We start from the raw sequence: 20,206 nt of genomic DNA, 5'->3' as shown, positions 1-20,206 counted from the left end.
TATCCTTTACATGCCTTGCGATCGCCCGCCTCTGGCACCATGTCGCCGTTGCCTATTCACCCTGGAACCCGCATGTCTGACCACGCCCACGTTTTCGACGCCCGCACCGACACATTCGAGGCGGAGGTCATCCACAAGTCGATGCAGGTGCCGGTGCTGGTCGACTTCTGGGCGGAATGGTGCGGACCGTGCAAGCAGCTCGGCCCGGTGCTAGAGAAGCTGGCCGGCGAGTACCACGGCACGTTCGAGCTGGCCAAGATCGACGTCGACGCCGAGCCGCAGCTCGCCGGCGCCTTCCAGGTCCGCTCCATCCCCACTCTGTTCCTGGTCAAGGGTGGCCAGGTGGTCGACATGGTTCCCGGTGCGCTGACGGAGGGCCAGCTGCGCGAGTTCCTCAAGCACCACGGCGTCGAGCCGGGCGTGGCCGCTGCGCCGGACGCCGAGGTCGCCACCGAAGCCGCACCGCTGGATCCGCACGCCGAGGTCGCCCGCTTGCGCGAGGAGATCGCGGCGTCCCCCGAGCAGGACTCCCTCAAGCTCGACCTCGCCCTGGCGCTGCTGCTGATCGGCGCCACCGGCGAAGCGGAGGCGTTGCTCGACGCCCTGCCTGCCAACCTCGCCACCGACGACCGTGCTCTGCGCGGCCGCGCGCGCCTCGGGTTTGCGGCCGTGCTGCACGACGCGCCCACCATCCCGGCACTGGAGGCGGCAATCGCCAACGATCCGGCCGACCTGCGAGCCCGCTATCTGCTGGGCGCGCACCACCTCGTTGGCGGTGACGCGCAAACCGGCCTCGAGCAGTTCCTGGAGATGCTGCGGATCGACCGCGGCTACGACGAAGGTCTGCCGCGCAAGGCGCTTATCGACGCGTTCCGGGTGGTCGAGGATGCCGAGCTGGTGGGCCGCTACCGCCGCCGGATGTCCTCGCTGCTGTTCTGAGGCGAGCGGCGCCAACGCACCCCGACGTTGCCTGCCCAAGTACCGCCGGCCGTGCCGGGCGTCGTGCACGAGATGGCACCCGTCAGATCGAGGGGGGCGGCTTAGGCTTGACTGTACGCATGCGTATGGCACCCTTCCGGCTCCGCCTCCCCATCCCGACCCGATGAAAGCCAATACTCTGCGGCACGGTCTCAACCTCTGGCCGCCGTTCCTGTTCAGCGGCGTCCACGTGCGCCACATCAGCGACGACTGGCGCCACGCCGAGGTCGAACTGCGCATGCGTCCGTGGAACCGCAACTACGTCGGCAGCCATTTCGGCGGCAGCCTCTTCGCGATGACGGACCCGTTCTGGATGCTGCTGGCACTCAAGGCGCTGGGCCAGGACTACATCGTCTGGGATCGTTCCGGCTCGATCGAGTTCATCAAGCCCGGCCGTGGCACCGTGCGCGCGCGCTTCGACCTGACACCGCACGTGCTGGACGAGATCCGCGCTGCGACCGACGGCGGTGACAAGTACCTGTGCTGGTTCGACACGGACGTGATGGATGCCACGGGCGATGTCGTCGCCCGGGTGCGCAAGCAACTCTATATCCGCCGCAAGCGGGAGCGCGTCGGCAAGGTCCGCACCGGTGACGTGCCAGGCGAGGTTGCCACGGCCTGAGCCTGCCCCCGCACGACGAGACCCACGGTCCCGAAGCGAGGCCAGCCACTGGCGGCCTCGTCGATCAGCCTCATCCGGCCTGGCGGCCTCGACCCATCAGCGCCCCGCAGCAGAGTGCCGCGAGGCCGGCAACGGCAGACGGGCGTGGGTAGGCCCGTCCTTGCCTGGCTCGAACAACGCAACTTTCAAGCCGCGCCCATCGACGTCCGGCTCGATGGCGCGCCCGGGGCCTCGCAGGCTTGCCGGCATCTCCGCCAGCCGCGTCGGCAAGGGCCGGGCGTCCTGCGGCCGATCGCGCAGCCACAGCAAGGCGGCCGCCATGCGCAGCCGGGCGATGGTGTCCTGGCCCCGGCGCGTCGATCGCGAATGGTCGAAACCCGCTTCGGCCGTGGGCTGGCAATCGGTCAGGCTCAGCAGGCAGCCCAGCGAGTAGGACGATGTATCGGTGCGCGGCACAGGCCGGTCCAGCATCACGCTGCGCCGGGTTTGCGCATTGCAGGCCGGCGCGTACAGCGTCGCCAGGCGCCGGCGTGCGTCGTCGCGTCGGAGAACGGCCTTCGCGATTCCGCTGTCATCCGGATCGTGGTCCGGCCCGACGATGGCCGCGGCTACCGTGCGGAACTCGCCGCTGATTGCCCGACAGGTCAGGGCCTCTTCCGGCAGCGGCGGTGAGAACGCCAGCCGGCACGACGCCGGCAGGGGATGGTCGGGGGGCAGTTCGGCCAGCATCTGCGAGGCCAGCGTGACCGATGCGGTGGCAAACGAGCGCCCCACCACCGTGGCGACGAGCTGATAGGAATTGGTGGACAGCCGCCGCCACGTGACGGCGTCGGTGCACGTGGCCGACAGCGCGGCATCGACCCTGCCATCGACGAAGTCGAGCGCGTGCTCGCTCAGGCGCGCGCGCAGCAGGCCCCACTCGGGCGCCGGCGCCTGGGCGTCCGCACTGAAGCGATCGGCGATGTGGCCATGCTGGCCGATCGCCGCGATTCGCGGCAGCAGGGGGCGAAAGGCCGACAAGCCGGTGATCGCCTGCTCCCGGTGCGCGCGGACGTAGTCCAGGCAGTCGTCCGTGGTCAGCCCGCACAGCGCGTCCAGGTCGGCCTTCGTCGATGGCGTATACGGATAGCGATCGCGCGCGGCCGAAACGAACGCCGCCGAATCGGTCGCCTCAAACCCGTGGGGAACCTGCTGGTGCCGTAGTTGCAATCGACGGTCGAACGCCGCCACGTCTTCGGACATCACGGCCTCGTGCGCCAGGGCCGGAACCTCATACCGCAACAGCCATACGGACGCGAACGCGTTGCTGCCGGGCTTCGCTGCCGGAATCGCCAGCATCGCCACGGCGGCGTCGCCTTCGCGCCGCAGCTGCTCGTTGCGCTGCAGCGACGTTTGCGCGGTGGAAACGGCCAGCATCCCCAGCGGCAGCAGGCACGCCACAAATCCCACCCACGCGCGCATCTTCGTCATCGTTGACCGGTCCTTTCCCTGTTCACCCTGCATTGTCCACGTTCGGGCGGTTCGTTCCTGCGTGTTCCGTCCCATCTGGGCAGGCGCTATGCTCGTGATCCGCGACAGGGGAACGCGATGCAACTCGACCTGCCGAAACACGCTGCAGATGCTCCATTGCCCCAGATCAAGGGCTTCCGCATGCTGCGGGTGCTCAACCACGGCGGAATGTCGACCGTGTACCTTGCCGAGCAGGCCGCGCTTTCGCGCGAGGTTGCAATCAAGGTGATGTCGCCGCAGGCGCTGTCGGATGAGGTCAGCCGGCGGCGCTTCGAGAACGAGGTGCGGACGGTCGCCCGGCTCGACCACCCCCACGTGGTCGGCATCCACGAGCTTGGTCGTACCAGCGAGGGACTCCCCTACTACGCGATGCCGTACATGCCGCGCGGCCACCTGGGCCAGCGCGAGTTCAAGGGCGACGAGGCACGCGTGGTGGCAACGCTGCAGTCGCTGCTGTCCGCGCTCGAGTACGCACACGGTCGTGGCGTGGTGCATCGCGACGTCAAGGCCGAGAACGTGCTGTTCAACGACCAGGACATGCCGATGCTTGCCGATTTCGGCATCGCCCTGCGCCGAGGTTACGGCCCGCGCGTCACCGCCACCGGCCTTGCGGTCGGCAGCACGGCGTACATGGCGCCCGAGCAGGCGCGCGGTGAGGATGTCGACGGCCGCGCAGACCTCTACAGCCTGGGCGTGCTTGCCTGGGAGATGCTGACCGGACAGTTGCCGTACCGCGCCGCCGACGCGCTGTCGATGGCGGTGATGCACGCCCAGGACCCGATTCCCCGCCTGCCACCGGATCTGCGCCACTGGCAGCGCTTCATGAACCACGCGTTGGCCAAGGTGCCGATCGAACGCTTCGAGGACGTCGCGCAGATGCGTACCGCGCTCGAGCGCGTCCGTCGTCGCCGAGCCTGGCCGTGGGTGGCTCCCGTGCGTCGCGCGCTGACCGCGCCGCTGAATTGGCCCAAGCCGGCATGGGCCGCGCTTGGCCTGGGCGCGGTGGTCGCGATCGGCGCATCGCTGTGGAGCGGGCGCGAAGGCGACGGATTCTTCCGTGCCAACGGCGATGCCGAGCAGACCCGCACCACCACCGCGGCAGACGCCACCGAAGCGATGCTGGCGCCGCTGCCCGAGGCACCGCTGCAGGTCGCGCTCGACGACGCCCGTCGCCACATCGCACAACGCAACCTCACTACTCCGGCCGACGCCAACGCCTACTCCAGCGTGATGGCCGCGTGGTTGTCCGACAACCGCAATACCGAAGTGCAGCACGTGATCGGCGAACTCACCGGCGCCTTCTCCACCGAGCTTGCGCGAAACCTGCGCGAAGGCAACGACGCGCGCGCGCGCGAATATCTCGGCCACGCCAAACGCCTGGCCTCCGACACTGGCAGCCTGGACTCGCCGGCACAACAGCAGCTTCGCCGGCAGGCTGGCGAGGCGCTGCAGCAGCGCGTGCGCGATGCCGCGCGGCGGTACGACCGCAACGGTGCGCTGGCCGCGGCCAAGCTGGCGCCCGAATTTGGCGTTGCCACACCGCTGGCCGGCGAGTTGCTTGCCAGCGCGGAGGCGGTCCCGGGCAAGGGCGAGACGGTGCCGGACGATCCGTCCGGTGCGGTGATCGGCAACAACGAAGTCGCGCTCGCGCGACGCGCGGTGACACGCGACGAGTACCAGCGTTTTGCCACCGCCACCGGTCGCGGCGCCACGCTCTGCCGCGAGCGTGCCTCGCTGCTCCGCGTGCTGGCACCGCGCGATTGGCGCACGCCGGGCTTCCGGCAGGCCGGTGGCGACGCGGTCGTGTGCGTGTCGCAGGCCGATGCCGAGGCCTACGCGCAGTGGTACAGCAACCAGAGTGGCCATCGCTATCGCCTGCCCAATGCGCAGGAAGCCGCGCAACTGGCCGCGCAGACGCCCGGAAAGCAGGTGTCGCTGTGGCTGCGCGATTGCGCCGGCAACTGCGCGCGTCGCCAGGTAGCGGGCGCATCGTGGCGCAGTCGCGCCGGCCAGCGTCCGCTGGTGGCCGGCCGCGGTTACGACGACGTCGGCTTCCGCCTGCTTCGCGAGCTCTGAGTCCGATGCGGACGACGGCGACGGCGATGCCGTCCCCGCCTCCGCACTGTGCGCCCCCCAATGGTTTGCGGCCGTCGCCGCGATCAGCGCAACGCTCGCCTACAATCGCGCCATGTCCGAGCCCACTTCGCATCCGCACAAACCCAGCCTGCAGAAACTGTTCCTGACCGGATTGCTGACCCTGCTGCCGCTCTGGCTGACGTGGGTGGTGGTCAAGTTCGTGTTCGTGCTGCTGTCCGACCTCAGCCGTCCGCTGATGCAGCCGGCCTTGCAGAACCTAGCGGCCACCGACCCGCGCACGCTCGGCTGGCTGGTGCAGCCCTGGGTGCAGACCGCGTTCGGCCTGCTTGCAACCGTCGCGCTGATCCTGCTTTCCGGGATGATGGCGCGCCGCGTGTTCGGGCAACGCATCCTGGGCTGGTTCGAGTCGCTGGTACGTCGCATTCCGTTCGCAAGCACGATCTACGGCAGCGCGCGGCAACTGCTCGACATCCTGCAGACCAAACCCGACGGTACCCAGCGCGTGGTGCTGATCGACTTTCCGCACACCGAGATGAAGACCCTGGGGTTTGTCACCAAGGTCATGCGCGAACAGGGCACTGGCCGGGAACTGGCCGCGGTCTACGTGCCGACGACACCAAACCCGACCTCGGGCTATCTGGAAATCGTGCCCGTCGAGAAGATCACGCCCACCGACTGGACCGTGGACCAGGCGATGAGCTTCATCATTTCCGGCGGCGCGGTGTCGCCCGACAGCATCCCGTTCTCCGTGCCGGCGCAGGCTGGCGCCGTGGAGCCGTCGAAGCCGTGACGAACGCGCCATGACGGCACCTGGTCGACGGGCACGCTTGGCGATGCTCGCCCTCGCGCTGTCGCTCATCGCGCTTGCCGGCGTTGCTGGCAGCGCACCACCGCCCGTCACGGACGCGACGCCGACCCGACTGGTGCCGCAGGCGATCCGGCTCGACGACGGTCGGCGGTTCACGCTGCAACTGCCCGAGGGCTACACGATCAGTCCGGCGGCGCAAGGACTCAAGCGCGTGCGTTTCTTCGCGCGCAGCCCCGACGGCCGCGTGTTCGTGACCGACATGCACGACCTCAGCGACAACCGTCGCGGCGCGGTCCACATCCTCGACGGCTGGGACGCGCAGGCCAACCGCTTCACGCGCATCAGCCAGTACCTGAACGGCCTGCGCAATCCCAACAGCATCGCCTTCCACGTCGACACGCAGGGCCGACAGTGGCTGTATCTCGCGCTGACCGACCGGCTTGTGCGCTATCGCTACCGGGACGGCGACACGGCGCCGCGCTCCGAAGCAGAAGTGCTGGCAACGTTTCCCGATTACGGTCTGTCGTACAAGTACGGCGGCTGGCACCTCACCCGCAGCATCGCGTTCGCAGGCAACGGCAAGTTGTACGTGTCGGTCGGCAGCAGCTGCAACGCCTGCATCGAGAAGGAATCCGTCCGCGCGTCGATACTCGAGATGAACCCCGATGGCAGCGGGCAGCGCGTGTTTGCGCGGGGGATGCGCAACGCGGTTGGCCTGGCGGTGGTTGATGATCGTCTGCTGGCGACCAACCAGGGCGCCGATCACCTCGGCCGGGATCGCCCGGACGAAGCGCTGTATCGGGTGGAAGACGGCGCCGACTACGGCTGGCCGTACTGCTATCCGTCCGGCCGGCGCGTGCTGGCCGATCCGAAGTTCCCACGTCGCCGCGGCTGCGCCGGCGTACCGCGTCCATTCGCGACGTTTCCCGCGCATGCCTCCGCGCTGGGACTGGCGTACTTCGCAGAGGCGCCGGCGGATTCCGACTCGGACGTCAACTCCGCGCCCCCGGGAAGCGAGATCGACGCGCCCCGTCATCAGCGCCTCGCCGGCAGCTACCTCGTCGCCCTGCACGGCTCGACCAACCGACGCATCGGCCACGGCTATCGACTGGTCCGGGTGGGCGGCGATGGTCGCCCGCTCGGCGATTTCATCCTGGGTTTCCAGCAGGCCAGCGGCGTGGTCGGACGACCGTGCGGCATCCTCGCGTTCGGCAGCGACGCGTTCCTGCTCAGCGACGACCACCGCGGGGTGGTCTATTACGTCCGCCCCACGCTGCCACAAGCCACGCCGCCCCCGTCCACGTCGCCCCCATCCACTCGGCCGACGCCGTCGTCGACCGGTCACACAGCCACGCCATGACCGACGCGCCCCTGCCCGACTCCGCCAACTCGCCACTGCACGACCGCGCCGTGCGGCTGTTCATCGCCCTGGCCGCGTTCTTCTGCGTCAACGCGGTGCTGGCCGAGTTCATTGGCGTGAAGATCTTCGCGCTCGAGGACACGCTGGGCATCGACCCACTGCAATGGAACCTGTTCGGCCAGAGCGGTTCGATGAGCTTCACCGCCGGCACGTTGCTATGGCCGGTGGTGTTCCTGATGACCGACGTGGTCAACGAGTTCTTCGGCAAGCGCGGCGTGCGGTTCATCTCGTGGCTGGCGGCCGTGCTGATCGTGTACGGCTTCGCGTTCGCGTTCGCCGCGATCTCGCTCGCGCCGGCCGGCTGGTGGGTCGATGCGGCGCAGGCACAGGGCGTGCCCGACTACCAGAAGGCCTTCGCCGCGGTGTTCGGCCAGGGCCTGTGGACGATCGCCGGCTCGCTGGTCGCGTTCATGCTCGGGCAACTGATCGACATCGCGGTGTTCCAGCGGATCCGGTCGATGACCGGCGAGAAGCACGTCTGGCTGCGCGCCACCGGCTCCACCGCGGTGTCGCAGCTGGTCGACAGCTTCGTGGTGCTGTACATCGCGTTCGTGCTGGGCCCGCAACATTGGGAAATCCCCAAGTTCCTGGCGATCAGCACCGTCAACTACGGCTACAAGATGCTCGCCGCGATCGCGCTCATCCCGCTGATCTACCTGGTTCGCGCCGGCATCACCGGCTACCTGGGCGAAGCGCGCGCGCGGCAGCTGCGCCACCACGCGGCGGGATAGGCGGCAGATCGGGCCGGGTTCACGCCCGCTCCCGAGCACGCCACCCCGGTCACGCGCAACCGTGACCTTTGACCGGGGCGGCCGGTCCGCCGCTCGGCCATGCTCGGACCTCTTCGTCCCGGTAAACCTGCCATGACCCTGCGTCCGCTTGCTCTTGCCCTCGCCTTGTCCGTTGCCGCATTCGCCGCACCCGTCGCCTTCGCCGATCCAGCGCCCACGGTCACCACCGACACCGCCAAGGCCTCCCGGCTGACCGCGCTGTACGGCCAGTACTGGGAGGAGATGCTCAAGCTCAACCCGATCCAGGCGACCTTCCAGGGCGACAACCGCTACAACGACCAACTGCCCGACTTCGGTTCGGCCCAGTACCGCCAGCAGGAACGCGAGTTCACCGACCGCTGGCTCAAGACCGTCGAAGGCATCGGCAGCGCCGGCCTGGCCGGCCAGGACCTGCTGAGCTACGAGATCTTCGTGCGGGACGCAAAGAACCGCCTCGAGGGCGAGCGCTTCCCCGACTGGATGATGCCGATCAACCAGATGGGCAGCATCGCCAGCTACGCGGTCATGCTCGGCGCCGGTACCAGCGCGCAGCCGTTCAAGACCGTCAAGGATTACGAGAACTGGCTGGCGCGCGGCAACAAGCTGCCGACGCTGTTCGATACCGACATCGCCAACATGCGCGCCGGCATGAAGGCCGGCGTCGTGCAGCCGCGCGCCTTGATGGTCAAGGTGATCCCGCAGCTCGACGCGCTGATCAAGGACAAGCCCGAAGAAACCCTGTTCTGGGGGCCGATCACCAACCTGCCTGCCGACTTCAGCGCCGCCGACAAGCAGCGTCTCACGGCCGCCTACCGCACCATGATCGCCGACCAGCTGATGCCGGCGTACCGCGAGCTGCGCGCCTTCATCAACGACGAGTACCTGCCCGCCACGCGTGAGAGCGTCGGCCTCGACAAGCAGCCCGACGGCCAGCAGTGGTACGCCTTCAACGCGCGCAGCACCACCACCACCGACATGAGCCCGGCCGCGATCCACCAGCTGGGCCTGGACGAAGTCGCGCGCATCCACGGCGAGATCCGCAAGGTGATGGCCGAAACCGGGTTCAAGGGTTCGCTGCAGGACTTCTTCAAGTTCATGCAGAACGACCCGCAATTCGGCTTCAAGGACGAGGCCGGCCTGCTCGCCCACTACCGCGCGCTCGAAGCCAAGGTCAACCTCAAGGTGCCCGAGCAGTTCTCGCTCACCCCGCGCGCACCGTTCGAGATCCGTCCGGTCGAGGAGTTTCGTGCCAAGTCCGCGGCCGGCGGCGAGTACCAGACCCCGAGCGAGGACGGCAGCCGTCCCGGCATCTTCTACGTCAACACCTACGACCTGCCGAGCCGCAAGACCTGGGACGCCGAGGACCTGTACCTGCACGAGGCCATCCCGGGCCACCACTTCCAGCTGGCCCTGCAGCAGGAACTCAACGGCGTGCCGGCCTTCCGTCGCTTCGGCGGCGAAACCGCCTTCATCGAAGGCTGGGGCCTGTACGCCGAGTCGCTGGGCAAGTCGCTGGGCATCTACGAGAGCCCGTACGACTACTTCGGCTACCTGCAGAACGAGCTGTGGCGCGCGATTCGACTTGTGACCGACACCGGCCTGCACAGCAAGGGCTGGACCCGCGAGCAGGTCATCAAGTACATGCTCGACAACTCCGCCGAAAGCGAGACCCAGGCCACCGCCGAGGCCGAGCGCTACATCGCGTGGCCGGGCCAGGCCTTGGCCTACAAGATCGGCGAGCTGAAGATCCAGGAGTTGCGCAAGCGTGCCGAGCAGGCGCTTGGCAATCGCTTCGACGTACGCGAGTTCCATGCCGAAGTGCTGAAGGACGGTGCGGTGCCGCTGAACGTTCTGGAAGGCAAGGTCGATCGCTGGATCGCCGCCAAGAAGGGTTGAACAACCGCGGTTGATTGACGAAAGCAGGCCGGCATTGCCGGCCTGTTTTTTTTTTGGCACACCGCGTGAGGCCCATCCGCGCATCACGTCGCCACCCGGCTCGCCATCGCGCGCCTGAGCGGGTGCGCTCAACCAGTGCGGCCGGCTTGCGACACCCGCCTCCGTCGCGGCCGCAGCATCCCTGGTCGACGGGCACTTGACGACCCGCTTCGGCCCGCTGTACTACTACACGCCGTACAGCAACCCAGTGGACGCCAAGCCGCCATGAGCCGCACCCAAGCCCTGATGATCCAGATCGCCACCGGCGATCCCCGCCCGATCAGCAAGCAGATCGTCGATGGCGTGCGCATGAAGATCGCCACCGGCGAACTCGTGCCCGGCGCGCAGTTGCCCAGCGTGCGCGGGCTTGCGCAACAACTCACGATCAATCCCAACACCGTCGCCAAGGCCTACGCCGAACTGACCGCCGAAGGCTGGCTCGATGCGCGGCAGGGTCTGGGGCTGTACGTGGCCACGCCTCGCCAGCGCCTCAGCGACGGCGAACGCGAACGTCGTCTCGACGACGCCACCCAGCGCTTCGTGCACGAAGTCGCGGCGCTGGACTACCCGCCCGACCGCGCACTCGCCCGCGTGGAACAGGCGCTTCGCGTGCTGGCGCCAAGAAAGACCGCCTGATCGCCGACAGCAACGCCGCCCCCGCCCCTTCTCGCAGGGTTGACCATGACTGACAACGTCACTTCCGACTGCATCATCGAGACCGTCGCGCTGACCAAGCGCTACGGCGACAAGCTCGCGCTCGACCATCTCGACCTGCGCATTCCGCGCGGCCGGATCCACGCCATCGTCGGTGCCAACGGCGCCGGCAAGTCGACACTGTTCCGGATACTGCTGGGCTTCCTGCCGCCAACCTCGGGACAGGCGCGCATCCTGGGCCGTGACAGCCAGCAATTGCGACCCGACGACCGCGGCCGCATCGGTTTCGTCAACGAAGAGCACACCCTGCCCGGCTGGATGACGGTATCGGCGGTGATCGCGATGCAACGTGACCAGTATCCGCGCTGGAACCAGCAGGCCTTCGACGAAGTCATCGGGCACTACCAGGTGCTGCCGCGGCAGAAGATCAGCCAGCTGTCGCGCGGCGAACGCGCCGGACTCAACCTCGCGCTGGTTCTCGCACAGGGCCCGGAGCTTCTGGTGCTGGACGAGCCGACGCTGGGCCTGGACGTGGTGGCAAAGCGCGCCTTCCTCGAATCGCTGCTGTACTCCAACGCCGCCGAGGACTGCACGGTGATCTATTGCTCGCACCAGATGGAGGAGATCGAGCGTGTTGCCGACAACCTCATCATTCTCGAACGCGGTCAGCTGAAGAACATGTCGGCGCCGGAGGATTTCTGCGCGCGCGTCACCCACTGGATCGCCGACGTGCCATTCAAGGGGCCGGAGCCTTCGACCATTCCCGGCCTGTTGCAGCTGCAACGGATCGACGGCCTGCACCACTACCTGGTGCTGGACCAGGACGAAGACTTCGCGCAGTTCCTGCGTGCCAGCGGTGCGCGCTCGATGCAGAGCATGCCGGTGAGTCTGGACCGCGCCGTCAACGGTTTCCTGACCAAGAACCACGCCGCTCCGGCCCGCGCCTGAGCGCTGAAATCCATCAGGGGAAGCACCATGTGGAATCTCTTCAAGGCCGAGCTGCTGCGCTTTCGTGGCTGGGCCATTGCCTTGGGCGGCGTGCACCTGCTGGTGCTGGCCTTCATGACCCGGGTGGTCGACCTTGGCCAGCAGCCCTTGCTGGTACACCGGAGCATCGGCGGTGTGTACGTGCTGGTCGGACTGCTGCTGGGGCTGTACCAGATGGGCGGCTATCGGCGGCCGAATGCCTGGTTGAATCTGCTGCACCGTCCCGTGTCGAGCGGGAAGATCGCGGCGGCGCTGTTCGGCGCCGGCATGGTGCTGCTGGTGCTTGCCGTGGCCCTGCCTATCCTGACCATCGCCGGCTACCAGGAAGCCATGACAGCGCGCGTGGTCGATGTCCGCCACTGGCTGCTGCCCCTGGCGGCAATGCTGTTGGCGTCGTGCGGCTATCTGGCAGGCGGCTACTGCATGCTGGGCGGACGGCGCTACTCGTCCTGCGCGCTGGTGATGCTGGCGCTGCCGCTGGTCAGCACCGCCACCGGCACGGCTGCGTTGGCGATGCAGGCGCTGGTGATGCTGTGGCTGGCCTGCATGGTACTGGCGGCGTTCAAGCCCGACCTCAGCGCCCCGCCGCGATCGCCAGCGGCGACCATCGTCGCCGCGCTGCCGCTGCAGATGTCGCTCTACCTGCTGATCCTGCTGCTCGGCTTTGGCGTGGAGTTGCTGTGGATCATGCAGGGCTCGCACCCGCGCAACCGGCCGACGCCGCCGATCGGCGGCGCCATCGAGACCGAACGTTTCGAGGACAAGGCGCTGCTGCTCGCCGGACTGGCCAACAGCAAGCGATCCGACGCCGCATTGCTGCGCGAACAGGTCGCGCTGTCCGAGACGTACGGCATCGGCGTCCAGGTACCCCGACTGCCGCTGCACGATGAGTTGACCAACGTTGCGCCGATGGAGTTCGACGACAGCGAGCGGCGCGTGCGCTGGGTGTTCAGTCACGACAGCATGAGGTTCGAGGGATACAGCCTGGTCAATGGCCGCGGCGTCGGCTCACTCGGTGTGGGTGCCGCCGGGGCGGCGTTCCCGACGACGGTGCTGCCGGTCGGCGACGCCCCGTCGCTTCCCAAGGGCAGCAGCGCGCTGATCGGCCGCCGCACGCTGTACGTCTACGACAGTGAGCTGGGCCAGGTGCTGCCGCGCATCGAACTGCCCGCCAACGAAGTGGTGGCGGGCGCCGGTCAGGTCGGAGATCGTCTGGGCGTGGTGAGCGATCGCGCGGTGTACTTCTTCGACGGGCGCGACGTCATCGAGAACGATCACCTCCTGGTACCGCGCCTGCGCGTGCCGATCCCCGGGCAGTACGGCGACCTGGGACGCGTGGAGATGATCGAACTGCTGGACGGCTACCTGATCTCGTTCGCGTTCTTCGTCGAATCGTACCGCCCCACGGGCGCAACGCCGTACCAGCACGTGCTGCGTGTGCACGAGGATGGCCGGATCGAGACCGCCGCCCGGCGTGCCATCGCTTACGACAACAACGCGTTCTATCGCTACGAGAGTTGGTGGCCGTCACCGGCGATGTACGCGCTGCGCATGGGCGCCGGCTCGCTGTTCGCCGATCCGGACCCGCTGCTGACCCATGCCACGCCGCCGATTCCACGCGGCATGTGGCGGCTTGCGGGGGTGTTGTCGCTGCTGTCGCTGCTGGCCGCGGTCTGGCTCACGCGCAACCGGCCGCTTTCGCCGACGGCCCGGGTGGGTTGGATAGCGGCCTGCGGACTGATCGGTGTGCCGGCGCTGCTGAGCCTGTGGTTGCTGTTCCCCGAACGCGAACGCGTCGGCGACCTTCGTACGACACACCCCGTGGACGCACACACCGCCGGCCCGCAGACGGCAACGGCCTAGACGCAATCGCAAGAGCGCCCGCCACCGCGCCGGCGCTCCCCACCACGCGGGCCCGTCCACCGACGGCCCCGCCGGAGACCACCATGTCCACGTTTCCACACCGGTTTGTGGCGGCGCTGTGCTGCCTCGCGTTCGGCTTGCTGGCCGCGCCCCCCGCGTCGGCAGATCGCGTTGACGATGCCACGTTGCGCGCCGCGCTCGTCGTCGAACGCGCCCGTCCGCTGGCGCCGCGCATCGAGCGCAGCGCTTTCCTCGTCGATGCGTCGATCCGATCGCCGGTGCTGTCGCCGGACGGTCGCGGCGTCGCGTACCTCCAGGCGCGCGGGCGCAATCACGAAGTCTGGCTGCTTGCCACCGCCGGAGGTCCGCCGCGTCGCCTGCTGTCGACTAGCGACGCGCGGCAGTTGTACTGGTCGCGGAACGGTCGCTGGCTGTTGCTGGAATCACCGAAGCAGCTGTTCGCGCTTGCGGTGGCCGGACAATCGGGCTCCGGCATCGTGACGACCCTGGGTGGGCGCGAGTCGCGCACTATCGAAGCGGTCGACCCGCAACATCCGGAAGCCGTGATTGCGCTGGAACGGCTGCGAGCCAATCGCGTGGCACCGCAACGCTGGCGCCTGCTGCGCGTGGACATGCGAGGCCGACGCACCGTGCTGCACGAGGACACCCGGCAGATCGCGGGCTTTGCCTTCGACGCGCACGGCCGTCTAGCATTTCTCGAACGCGTCGAGGACCTGGCGCTGGTGGTCCATCGCGTCCAGGCCGGTGGCCGTCTGCGCGAACTCCTGCGCTGCCCGCGGATGCACCGTTGCAGTCTGCTTCCGGCGACCAATCCCGCTGGCGAGGCGCTGCTGCGCAGCGACATGGGAAGCGATCTGCACCGCGTGGCACGGCTGGATGGGCAAGGCCGGCTGCAGACCGTGCACATCGACCCGCGTGGCGAGGCCGATCTCGACCAGTTGGTGCTCGACCCGACGACGGGGCAGCCGCTGATCGCCAGCTACCGCAGCACCGTGGCGGCGAGCCACGGGCTGGACGCCGACACGAAGCGCGGCGTCGATGCCATCGCGCGGCGATTCCCACAGCGCAACCTGCGCGTGCAGATCGGTCGCGGCGCAGCGGCGCAGTGGCTGGTAAGCGAACGCGCCAGCACGTTGCAGAGCGAACGCCTGCACCTCTACCACCCGCGCTCCGGGCAATTCCGCCGCGTGCTGGCCGACGCACCCGCGTTGCAGCAACGCAGCGGCATGCCGGCACCGTGGCTGCCCGAGTCCGCACTGGCGCGAAAGATCCCGATTCGCTGGCGCGCCTCCGACGGCATGCGCCTGCACGGCTTCGTGCTGGTACCGCCGGGTGTCGACCCGGCCCGAGCGCCTCTGGTCGCGCATCCGCACGGTGGGCCGTGGAACCATTCGCGGCCCGAGTACGGCGCTATTGCGCAGTTCCTCGTGAATCGCGGCCATGTGGTGTTCGAGCCGAACTTCCGTGGCTCCACCGGACACGGGCGCCAGTACATGTTCAGCGCGCGCGGCGACTTCGGTAACGGACGCGTGCAGCGCGACATCGTCGAGGGCGTGCGCCATGTGCTCGCGATGGGCATCGGCGACGCGCGGCGTGTCGGCATCGTCGGAGGATCGTTTGGCGGCTACTCCACGCTGCTGGGCGTGACGTTCGAGCCGGAGCTGTTCAAGGTGGGCATCGCGTTCGTGCCGCCGCCGGACTTCGCCTCGAACCTTCGCTGGATCGCGCGCAGCCGCGAGGCCCTCAACCTGTCGGGTTTCATCCCGTTTGCCGATGTGGCACGCCTGCTCTCGCTGGACACCCAGGATCGCGACGTGATGGCGCGCCTGCATGCGCAGTCGCCGCTGGCGAACGTCGCTCGGCTGCGTCGCCCCGTCGTGCTGATCGCCAGTGGCGAAGACCGTCGCGTCGGCATCAGCGGCGTGATCGAGTACGCCGCGCGGCTGAAGCTGCTGGGCAAGGATGTCAGCCTGCTGGTCGACCCGGATGCCGGCCACGCCAACCACGATCCAATCGCCCGCGAAGCCGGGCTCCACCTGCTCGAGCACATGCTGCATCGCCACCTCGGCGGCGCCGCACCGAGCCCACCCACCCGGGAACTGCGCGACCATCTGAAGCGCAACCTGCGCATCGCCGGGCGCGACCTGCGCTGAGGTGGATGCAAGCGGTGGTGCGCGCCGTCATTGCCGCCGGCGTTGCCCACCCAGACCGTGCACGTACACCAGTTTTCCGCCCAGCCAGCCAGTGGCGCACAGGACGAGGAACCCGGCGACGCTGAAGGCGAGGCAGAGCGCATCGGGCTGCGTCAACGACATGCCTTTCAGGCGCAGGAACAGGCTGGTCGCGTAAAGAAACCAGGCGGCCATGGCCAGCAGCAGGTGGCGATTCGCATCGCGCATTGCGGCGGTGTTCTCGCCGATCTTGCGCAGTTCCACCAGGCCCGCGGCCATCGCCGCGATCGCGATCACCACGCCGATCGCCATCAGCGTTCCGGCGAAACGCCACGCCGGTTCGGCCCAGCGCAGGCTGGCGATGTCGGCGGCCGTGGCCAGCGACCAGCACGCGATCGGGAAGTGGACCAGCGCCGGATGCAACGGGTGCGTCATGTCGCCAGCATGGCGCTGAGTAGCGTCAGGAAGCCCACCACTGCAACCCCGGCGTGGACGAACACCACCGCCTTGGGCGCCACCTTGCCCCGCAGGTGGATCGATGCGAGATAGAACCCACCCAGCGCCGCCAGCACCAGCAAGGCCAGTGCCGCGGTGGCCCGTGCGGGCGTGTCGCCCTGCAGGACAGCGACGATCAACAACGCCAGCCCACTCGCGCCAAGCAGCGCGTGCCCCACCGAGATCACCCACGGCGCCAGGCGTCCGCGCAGCACGAAAGAGGCAAGTACCAGTCCACCCAGGGCGGCGATGGCAAAGATCATGACGGCATAGGTCAGCAGCATGTCGGACTCCTGCGTGGGCGCCTGCGGGGATGGTGGACGTGGGGTCGTGACGATCAGGTCGGCAGGGATCGCGTCGGTGCCACGCGCGCCAGGACCGCCCGATGGTGCGGTCGCACAACGCGATGCAGGCGCGCCTCAACATGTGCGCCAGTGGGATGCCTGATCCAGGCGATGCGTGCCGCCGGCTGCCGAGGTGCAAACGGGCGTCGCGTACGGAGTACGCTCGCTGGCAACGTTTCGCCTGCGGGGAGAGCGAGTGCCCAGGGTTTCCGCACGGGCACGCAGGTGCCGGCAACCCGGCCACGCCCCGCACTTCGCATCCTGAAGATGCGTTGCACGCCACTGCGTTTCCATCCGCGCCGCCGGCCCCGCCGACGACGCCCCCAAACGAGATCAGGAGCTTTGCCATGGCACACACGGATGCGATGCCCCCCGGCCCGGACCTCTCCCAGGGTGTCCCCCTGACCAGCGTTCCCGCCACGGGCGTGCTTGCCGGCCACGTTGCGGGTGCACCGGTGCTGCTGGCGCGTCTGGACGACGGCATCTTCGCCGTGAGCGGCGCCTGCACGCACTACGGCGCGCCGCTGGCCGAAGGCCTGGTGGTCGATGGCGAAATCCGTTGCCCGTGGCACCACGCCTGTTTCAGCCTGCGCACGGGAGCGGCGCTGAAGGCACCGGCGTTTGGCGCGCTGTCGCGTTGGGACGTGGAAGTCGTCGGGGACAACGTGTTCGTGCGCGGTGAGTCCGCATCGACCGCGACGCCAACCGCCTCGCTCGACCATCCCGCACGCATCGTGATCATCGGCGGCGGCGCGGCCGCATTCGCGGCGGCCGAACGTCTGCGCAGCCTGGGTTACACCGGCACGCTGACGATGCTGAGCGCTGACGACGCCCCGCCCTGCGACCGACCGAACCTTTCCAAGGACTACCTGGCCGGCACCGCGCCGGAAGATTGGATTCCGTTGCAGGGGCAGGAGTTCTACACCGAGCGGCGGATCGACCTGCACCTGGATTGCGACGTCGCTGCCATCGACACCGCATCGCGCCAGGTGGTAACCCAATCGGGCGAACGCTTCGACTATGACGCCCTGCTGATCGCCACCGGTGCCGAGCCCGTGCGGCTGCCCGTACCGGGGCTGGACGGACCGAACGTGTTCACGCTGCGCTCGCTGGCCGATGCCCGCGCGATCATCGCCGCCACCGCCGGTGCCACGTCCGTCGTGCTGGTGGGTGCCGGCTTCATCGGCCTGGAAGCAGCCGGAGCGCTGCGGACGCGCGGGCTCGACGTGCACGTGGTTGCTCGCGAGGAACTGCCGATGGCGCACATCCTGGGCCCTGAGCTGGGCGAAGCGCTCACCGACCTGCACAGGCGCAACGGCGTCGTGTTCCATCTGCGATCCACCGTGGCGGGCTTCGATGGCGAGCACCTCACGCTGGACGACGGCACCCGCATCGCCGCGGACATGGTGATCGTTGGCGCCGGCGTTGCGCCGCGCACGGCGCTGGCATCGGCGGCAGGGTTGACCGTCGACGATGGCATCCTGGTCGACAGCCACCTGCAGACGTCCTTGCCCGGCATCTTTGCCGCCGGCGACGTGGCCCGATACCCGCACGGAGCGGGCACGGCACGCATCGAGCACTGGGTACACGCACAGCGACAGGGACAGGCCGCGGCCGCCAGCATGCTCGGCATCGGTCAGGCCTATGACGAGGTGCCGTTTTTCTGGACCCACCACTACGGTGTCGACCTGCGCGTTGTCGGCCACGCCACCCACTGGGACCAGGTGCGCATCGACGGTCAACCGTCCGGTAACGATGCGACCGCACGGTTCTATCGGGAGGGCCGACTGGTGGCTGCGGCATCGCTCGGGCGAGACCTGCAGAACCTCGCGATCGAAACCGAATTGGGCCCCTGACACAAAGCCCATCGTGCGATGGGCTTTGGCCACGTCAACAGGCGGCGCGGGCTGTCACCACACGCCAGCCGGTTGCCGCACCGCGACATTGAGCCGGTTCCAGACGTTGATGTTGGCGATGGCAATAACCAGCGACGCCAGCGCGGGCTCGTCGTAGTGCTGCGCGGCTTCGTCCCAGATGGCATCGGGAACCGGACCTGCCTGGTCGCTGATGCGGGTGACGGCCTCTGCCAGCGCGAGTGCAGCACGCTCGGCATCGCTGAAGTAGGGCGTTTCCCGCCAGGCGGCCACCGCGAACAGGCGCTCGTCGGTTTCACCGGTCTTCTTCGCGTGGCGCGAGTGCATGTCCACGCAGGCGCCGCAGCCGTTGATCTGGCTCGCGCGCAGCTCGATCAGATCGAGGGTGCGGGTGGGAACGCCCGCCTTGGTGGTTGAGGACTTCAGCGCGTGCAGCGCCTTCATCGCCTCGGGAAGGATCACGGCCGGATTGCTCATACGTGCTTGCATGGTGTTGTCTCCTGGTGTCGTCGATGGATGGGTGTTACGGCATTGACGAAGCGCGGCGGGAAAACGTGACCGATCGATGGAACCCCGGCCGCGTTGCAACGTCTGCGCTTCGTCCTTCATGGCATTGACGAACCAGCCCGGGGATGTGTGACCGATGGAGTGGGACAGGCTCGGTCACATCGTGGATGCTTCGTCCGTCATTGCACTGACGAAACGGAAAAAGGATGTGTGACCGATGCAAACGCACGACTGGCTGACGCAGCAATTCGAGGACCACCGCACCCACCTGCGTGCGGTGGCCTACCGCATGCTCGGCTCGCACAGCGAGGCCGACGACGTGGTCCAGGACGCCTGGCTGCGACTCGCGCGCGCCGACACCAGCACGGTGGAGAATCTTGGAGGCTGGTTGACCACGGTTGTCGCACGCGCCTCGCTTGACCTGCTGCGCTCGCGCAAATCGCGACGCGAGGAATCGATGGAGTCGCATCCCGTCGATGCGATTGCCGACCCGTCGCCCGCAAGCGGCCCCGAGCACGACGTGCTGATGGCCGACGCCGTCGGACCGGCGTTGCTGGTGCTGCTGGAAGCGCTGGCCCCGGCCGAGCGCGTTGCCTTCGTGCTGCACGACGTGTTCGACCTGCCGTTCGACGAGATCGCCCCCATCGTCGGCCGAACGCCGACGGCAACGCGCCAGCTGGCCAGCCGCGCGCGCCGGCGCGTGCAGGGTGCTCCCGCTGCCGCCAGCGCCGATCTTCCCCGTCGGCGCTCGGTTGTCGACGCCTTCCTGACCGCCTCACGCAGCGGCGACTTCACCGCGTTGATCACCCTGCTCGACCCGAATGTCGTGCTGCGTGCCGACCACGCCGCGGTGCTGTCCAGCGCGGCCAACCTGGCGCGCGGTGCATTGCCACTGGCGCCGGAGATCCGCGGCGCGGAGGCGGTGGCCGAAACCTTCAAGGGTCGCGCCAAGGCGGCGCAGACGGCCCTCGTCGATGGCACCGTTGGCGCGGTCTGGGCGCCGGGTGGGCAGACCCGCGTCGTGTTCGCTTTCACGATCCGCGACGAACGCATCGTCGGTATCGAGATCGTCGCCGACCCCGAGCAGATCAGCGAGATCGACGTGGAGATCCTCGGCGACTGAGGCGTGAGCAACCCAGCGGGTGCGGCCG

The 20,206-nt window shown here is 68.4% G+C and carries 16 protein-coding genes and 1 pseudogene; 13 read left to right on the top strand and 4 right to left on the bottom strand.

Annotated features, from left to right (window positions below; all coding sequences use genetic code 11):
• Positions 1–72: 72 nt before the first annotated feature.
• Both trxA and EER27_RS02650 read left to right on the top strand, forming a co-directional pair.
• Positions 73–939, top strand: a complete 867-nt coding sequence (gene trxA / locus EER27_RS02655) for a thioredoxin (RefSeq protein ID WP_123086456.1) — start codon at positions 73–75, stop codon at positions 937–939.
• Between the two features lie 163 nt (positions 940–1,102).
• The gene (locus tag EER27_RS02650; RefSeq protein ID WP_123086455.1) at positions 1,103–1,600 is read left to right on the top strand and encodes a DUF4442 domain-containing protein; all 498 of its coding nucleotides are present in this window, start codon (positions 1,103–1,105) and stop codon (positions 1,598–1,600) included.
• A gap of 96 nt (positions 1,601–1,696) precedes the next feature.
• Here EER27_RS02650 and EER27_RS17245 read toward each other — a convergent pair whose 3' ends face one another.
• Complete coding sequence (locus EER27_RS17245) at positions 1,697–3,070, bottom strand: hypothetical protein (protein ID WP_123086454.1); 1,374 nt, start codon at positions 3,068–3,070, stop codon at positions 1,697–1,699.
• A gap of 117 nt (positions 3,071–3,187) precedes the next feature.
• On the opposite strand from EER27_RS17245, the gene EER27_RS02640 reads away from it, so the two are divergent.
• From EER27_RS02640 to EER27_RS02600, 9 genes and pseudogenes are all read left to right on the top strand, one after another.
• Positions 3,188–5,185 (top strand): bifunctional serine/threonine-protein kinase/formylglycine-generating enzyme family protein, encoded by a 1,998-nt coding sequence (locus EER27_RS02640; RefSeq protein ID WP_123086453.1) that lies wholly within the window; start codon positions 3,188–3,190, stop codon positions 5,183–5,185.
• 112 nt (positions 5,186–5,297) lie between these two features.
• Positions 5,298–5,996: a DUF502 domain-containing protein gene (locus EER27_RS02635; protein WP_123086452.1), complete on the top strand. Its 699-nt coding sequence runs from the start codon at positions 5,298–5,300 to the stop codon at positions 5,994–5,996.
• Positions 5,997–6,006: 10 nt separating this feature from the next.
• Complete coding sequence (locus tag EER27_RS02630; protein ID WP_223807131.1) at positions 6,007–7,374, top strand: PQQ-dependent sugar dehydrogenase; 1,368 nt, start codon at positions 6,007–6,009, stop codon at positions 7,372–7,374.
• Complete coding sequence (locus tag EER27_RS02625) at positions 7,371–8,165, top strand: queuosine precursor transporter (protein ID WP_123086450.1); 795 nt, start codon at positions 7,371–7,373, stop codon at positions 8,163–8,165. Before EER27_RS02630 ends, EER27_RS02625 begins: the two co-directional genes overlap by 4 nt.
• A 168-nt stretch (positions 8,166–8,333) precedes the next feature.
• Positions 8,334–10,100, top strand: a pseudogene (locus EER27_RS02620) (DUF885 domain-containing protein); the annotation flags it as partial.
• Positions 10,101–10,364: 264 nt separating this feature from the next.
• Positions 10,365–10,775: a GntR family transcriptional regulator gene (locus EER27_RS02615; protein ID WP_123086448.1), complete on the top strand. Its 411-nt coding sequence runs from the start codon at positions 10,365–10,367 to the stop codon at positions 10,773–10,775.
• Positions 10,776–10,820: 45 nt separating this feature from the next.
• The gene (locus EER27_RS02610) at positions 10,821–11,741 is read left to right on the top strand and encodes an ABC transporter ATP-binding protein (protein WP_123086447.1); all 921 of its coding nucleotides are present in this window, start codon (positions 10,821–10,823) and stop codon (positions 11,739–11,741) included.
• Positions 11,742–11,768: 27 nt separating this feature from the next.
• Positions 11,769–13,643, top strand: a complete 1,875-nt coding sequence (locus EER27_RS02605; RefSeq protein WP_123086446.1) for a hypothetical protein — start codon at positions 11,769–11,771, stop codon at positions 13,641–13,643.
• 83 nt (positions 13,644–13,726) lie between these two features.
• On the top strand, positions 13,727–15,817 hold the full coding sequence (locus tag EER27_RS02600) for a S9 family peptidase (RefSeq protein WP_148040903.1): 2,091 nt from the start codon (positions 13,727–13,729) through the stop codon (positions 15,815–15,817).
• A gap of 27 nt (positions 15,818–15,844) precedes the next feature.
• Here EER27_RS02600 and EER27_RS02595 read toward each other — a convergent pair whose 3' ends face one another.
• Positions 15,845–16,270, bottom strand: a complete 426-nt coding sequence (locus EER27_RS02595; RefSeq protein ID WP_123086444.1) for a DUF2231 domain-containing protein — start codon at positions 16,268–16,270, stop codon at positions 15,845–15,847.
• Positions 16,267–16,614, bottom strand: a complete 348-nt coding sequence (locus EER27_RS02590; RefSeq protein WP_190285611.1) for a hypothetical protein — start codon at positions 16,612–16,614, stop codon at positions 16,267–16,269. The genes EER27_RS02595 and EER27_RS02590 overlap by 4 nt, the downstream gene beginning before the upstream one ends.
• A gap of 407 nt (positions 16,615–17,021) precedes the next feature.
• On the opposite strand from EER27_RS02590, the gene EER27_RS02585 reads away from it, so the two are divergent.
• Complete coding sequence (locus EER27_RS02585) at positions 17,022–18,530, top strand: FAD-dependent oxidoreductase (RefSeq protein ID WP_123086442.1); 1,509 nt, start codon at positions 17,022–17,024, stop codon at positions 18,528–18,530.
• 54 nt (positions 18,531–18,584) lie between these two features.
• On the opposite strand, the gene EER27_RS02580 is transcribed toward EER27_RS02585, so the two are convergent.
• A complete protein-coding gene (locus EER27_RS02580; RefSeq protein ID WP_223807130.1) occupies positions 18,585–19,157 on the bottom strand; it encodes a carboxymuconolactone decarboxylase family protein in 573 nt (190 codons plus the stop codon).
• Positions 19,158–19,272: 115 nt separating this feature from the next.
• On the opposite strand from EER27_RS02580, the gene EER27_RS02575 reads away from it, so the two are divergent.
• Complete coding sequence (locus EER27_RS02575) at positions 19,273–20,178, top strand: sigma-70 family RNA polymerase sigma factor (RefSeq protein WP_123086440.1); 906 nt, start codon at positions 19,273–19,275, stop codon at positions 20,176–20,178.
• The last annotated feature ends 28 nt before the right edge of the window (positions 20,179–20,206 follow it).

Origin of the sequence: Montanilutibacter psychrotolerans, assembly GCF_003719825.1 — a bacterium.
Taxonomy (GTDB): Bacteria; Pseudomonadota; Gammaproteobacteria; order Xanthomonadales; family Xanthomonadaceae; genus Montanilutibacter; species Montanilutibacter psychrotolerans.
This window is presented reverse-complemented; position numbering and strand designations above follow the sequence as displayed.

Excerpts from the sequence above, each read along its gene's own strand:
- trxA (WP_123086456.1), top strand. The coding sequence starts at position 73 with ATGTCTGACCACGCCCACGTTTTCGACGCCCGCACCGACACATTCGAG.
- EER27_RS02650 (WP_123086455.1), top strand. The coding sequence starts at position 1,103 with ATGAAAGCCAATACTCTGCGGCACGGTCTCAACCTCTGGCCGCCGTTC.
- EER27_RS17245 (WP_123086454.1), bottom strand. The coding sequence starts at position 3,070 with ATGACGAAGATGCGCGCGTGGGTGGGATTTGTGGCGTGCCTGCTGCCG.
- EER27_RS02640 (WP_123086453.1), top strand. The coding sequence starts at position 3,188 with ATGCAACTCGACCTGCCGAAACACGCTGCAGATGCTCCATTGCCCCAG.
- EER27_RS02635 (WP_123086452.1), top strand. The coding sequence starts at position 5,298 with ATGTCCGAGCCCACTTCGCATCCGCACAAACCCAGCCTGCAGAAACTG.
- EER27_RS02630 (WP_223807131.1), top strand. The coding sequence starts at position 6,007 with ATGACGGCACCTGGTCGACGGGCACGCTTGGCGATGCTCGCCCTCGCG.
- EER27_RS02625 (WP_123086450.1), top strand. The coding sequence starts at position 7,371 with ATGACCGACGCGCCCCTGCCCGACTCCGCCAACTCGCCACTGCACGAC.
- EER27_RS02615 (WP_123086448.1), top strand. The coding sequence starts at position 10,365 with ATGAGCCGCACCCAAGCCCTGATGATCCAGATCGCCACCGGCGATCCC.
- EER27_RS02610 (WP_123086447.1), top strand. The coding sequence starts at position 10,821 with ATGACTGACAACGTCACTTCCGACTGCATCATCGAGACCGTCGCGCTG.
- EER27_RS02605 (WP_123086446.1), top strand. The coding sequence starts at position 11,769 with ATGTGGAATCTCTTCAAGGCCGAGCTGCTGCGCTTTCGTGGCTGGGCC.
- EER27_RS02600 (WP_148040903.1), top strand. The coding sequence starts at position 13,727 with ATGTCCACGTTTCCACACCGGTTTGTGGCGGCGCTGTGCTGCCTCGCG.
- EER27_RS02595 (WP_123086444.1), bottom strand. The coding sequence starts at position 16,270 with ATGACGCACCCGTTGCATCCGGCGCTGGTCCACTTCCCGATCGCGTGC.
- EER27_RS02590 (WP_190285611.1), bottom strand. The coding sequence starts at position 16,614 with ATGCTGCTGACCTATGCCGTCATGATCTTTGCCATCGCCGCCCTGGGT.
- EER27_RS02585 (WP_123086442.1), top strand. The coding sequence starts at position 17,022 with ATGGCACACACGGATGCGATGCCCCCCGGCCCGGACCTCTCCCAGGGT.
- EER27_RS02580 (WP_223807130.1), bottom strand. The coding sequence starts at position 19,157 with ATGAAGGACGAAGCGCAGACGTTGCAACGCGGCCGGGGTTCCATCGAT.
- EER27_RS02575 (WP_123086440.1), top strand. The coding sequence starts at position 19,273 with ATGCAAACGCACGACTGGCTGACGCAGCAATTCGAGGACCACCGCACC.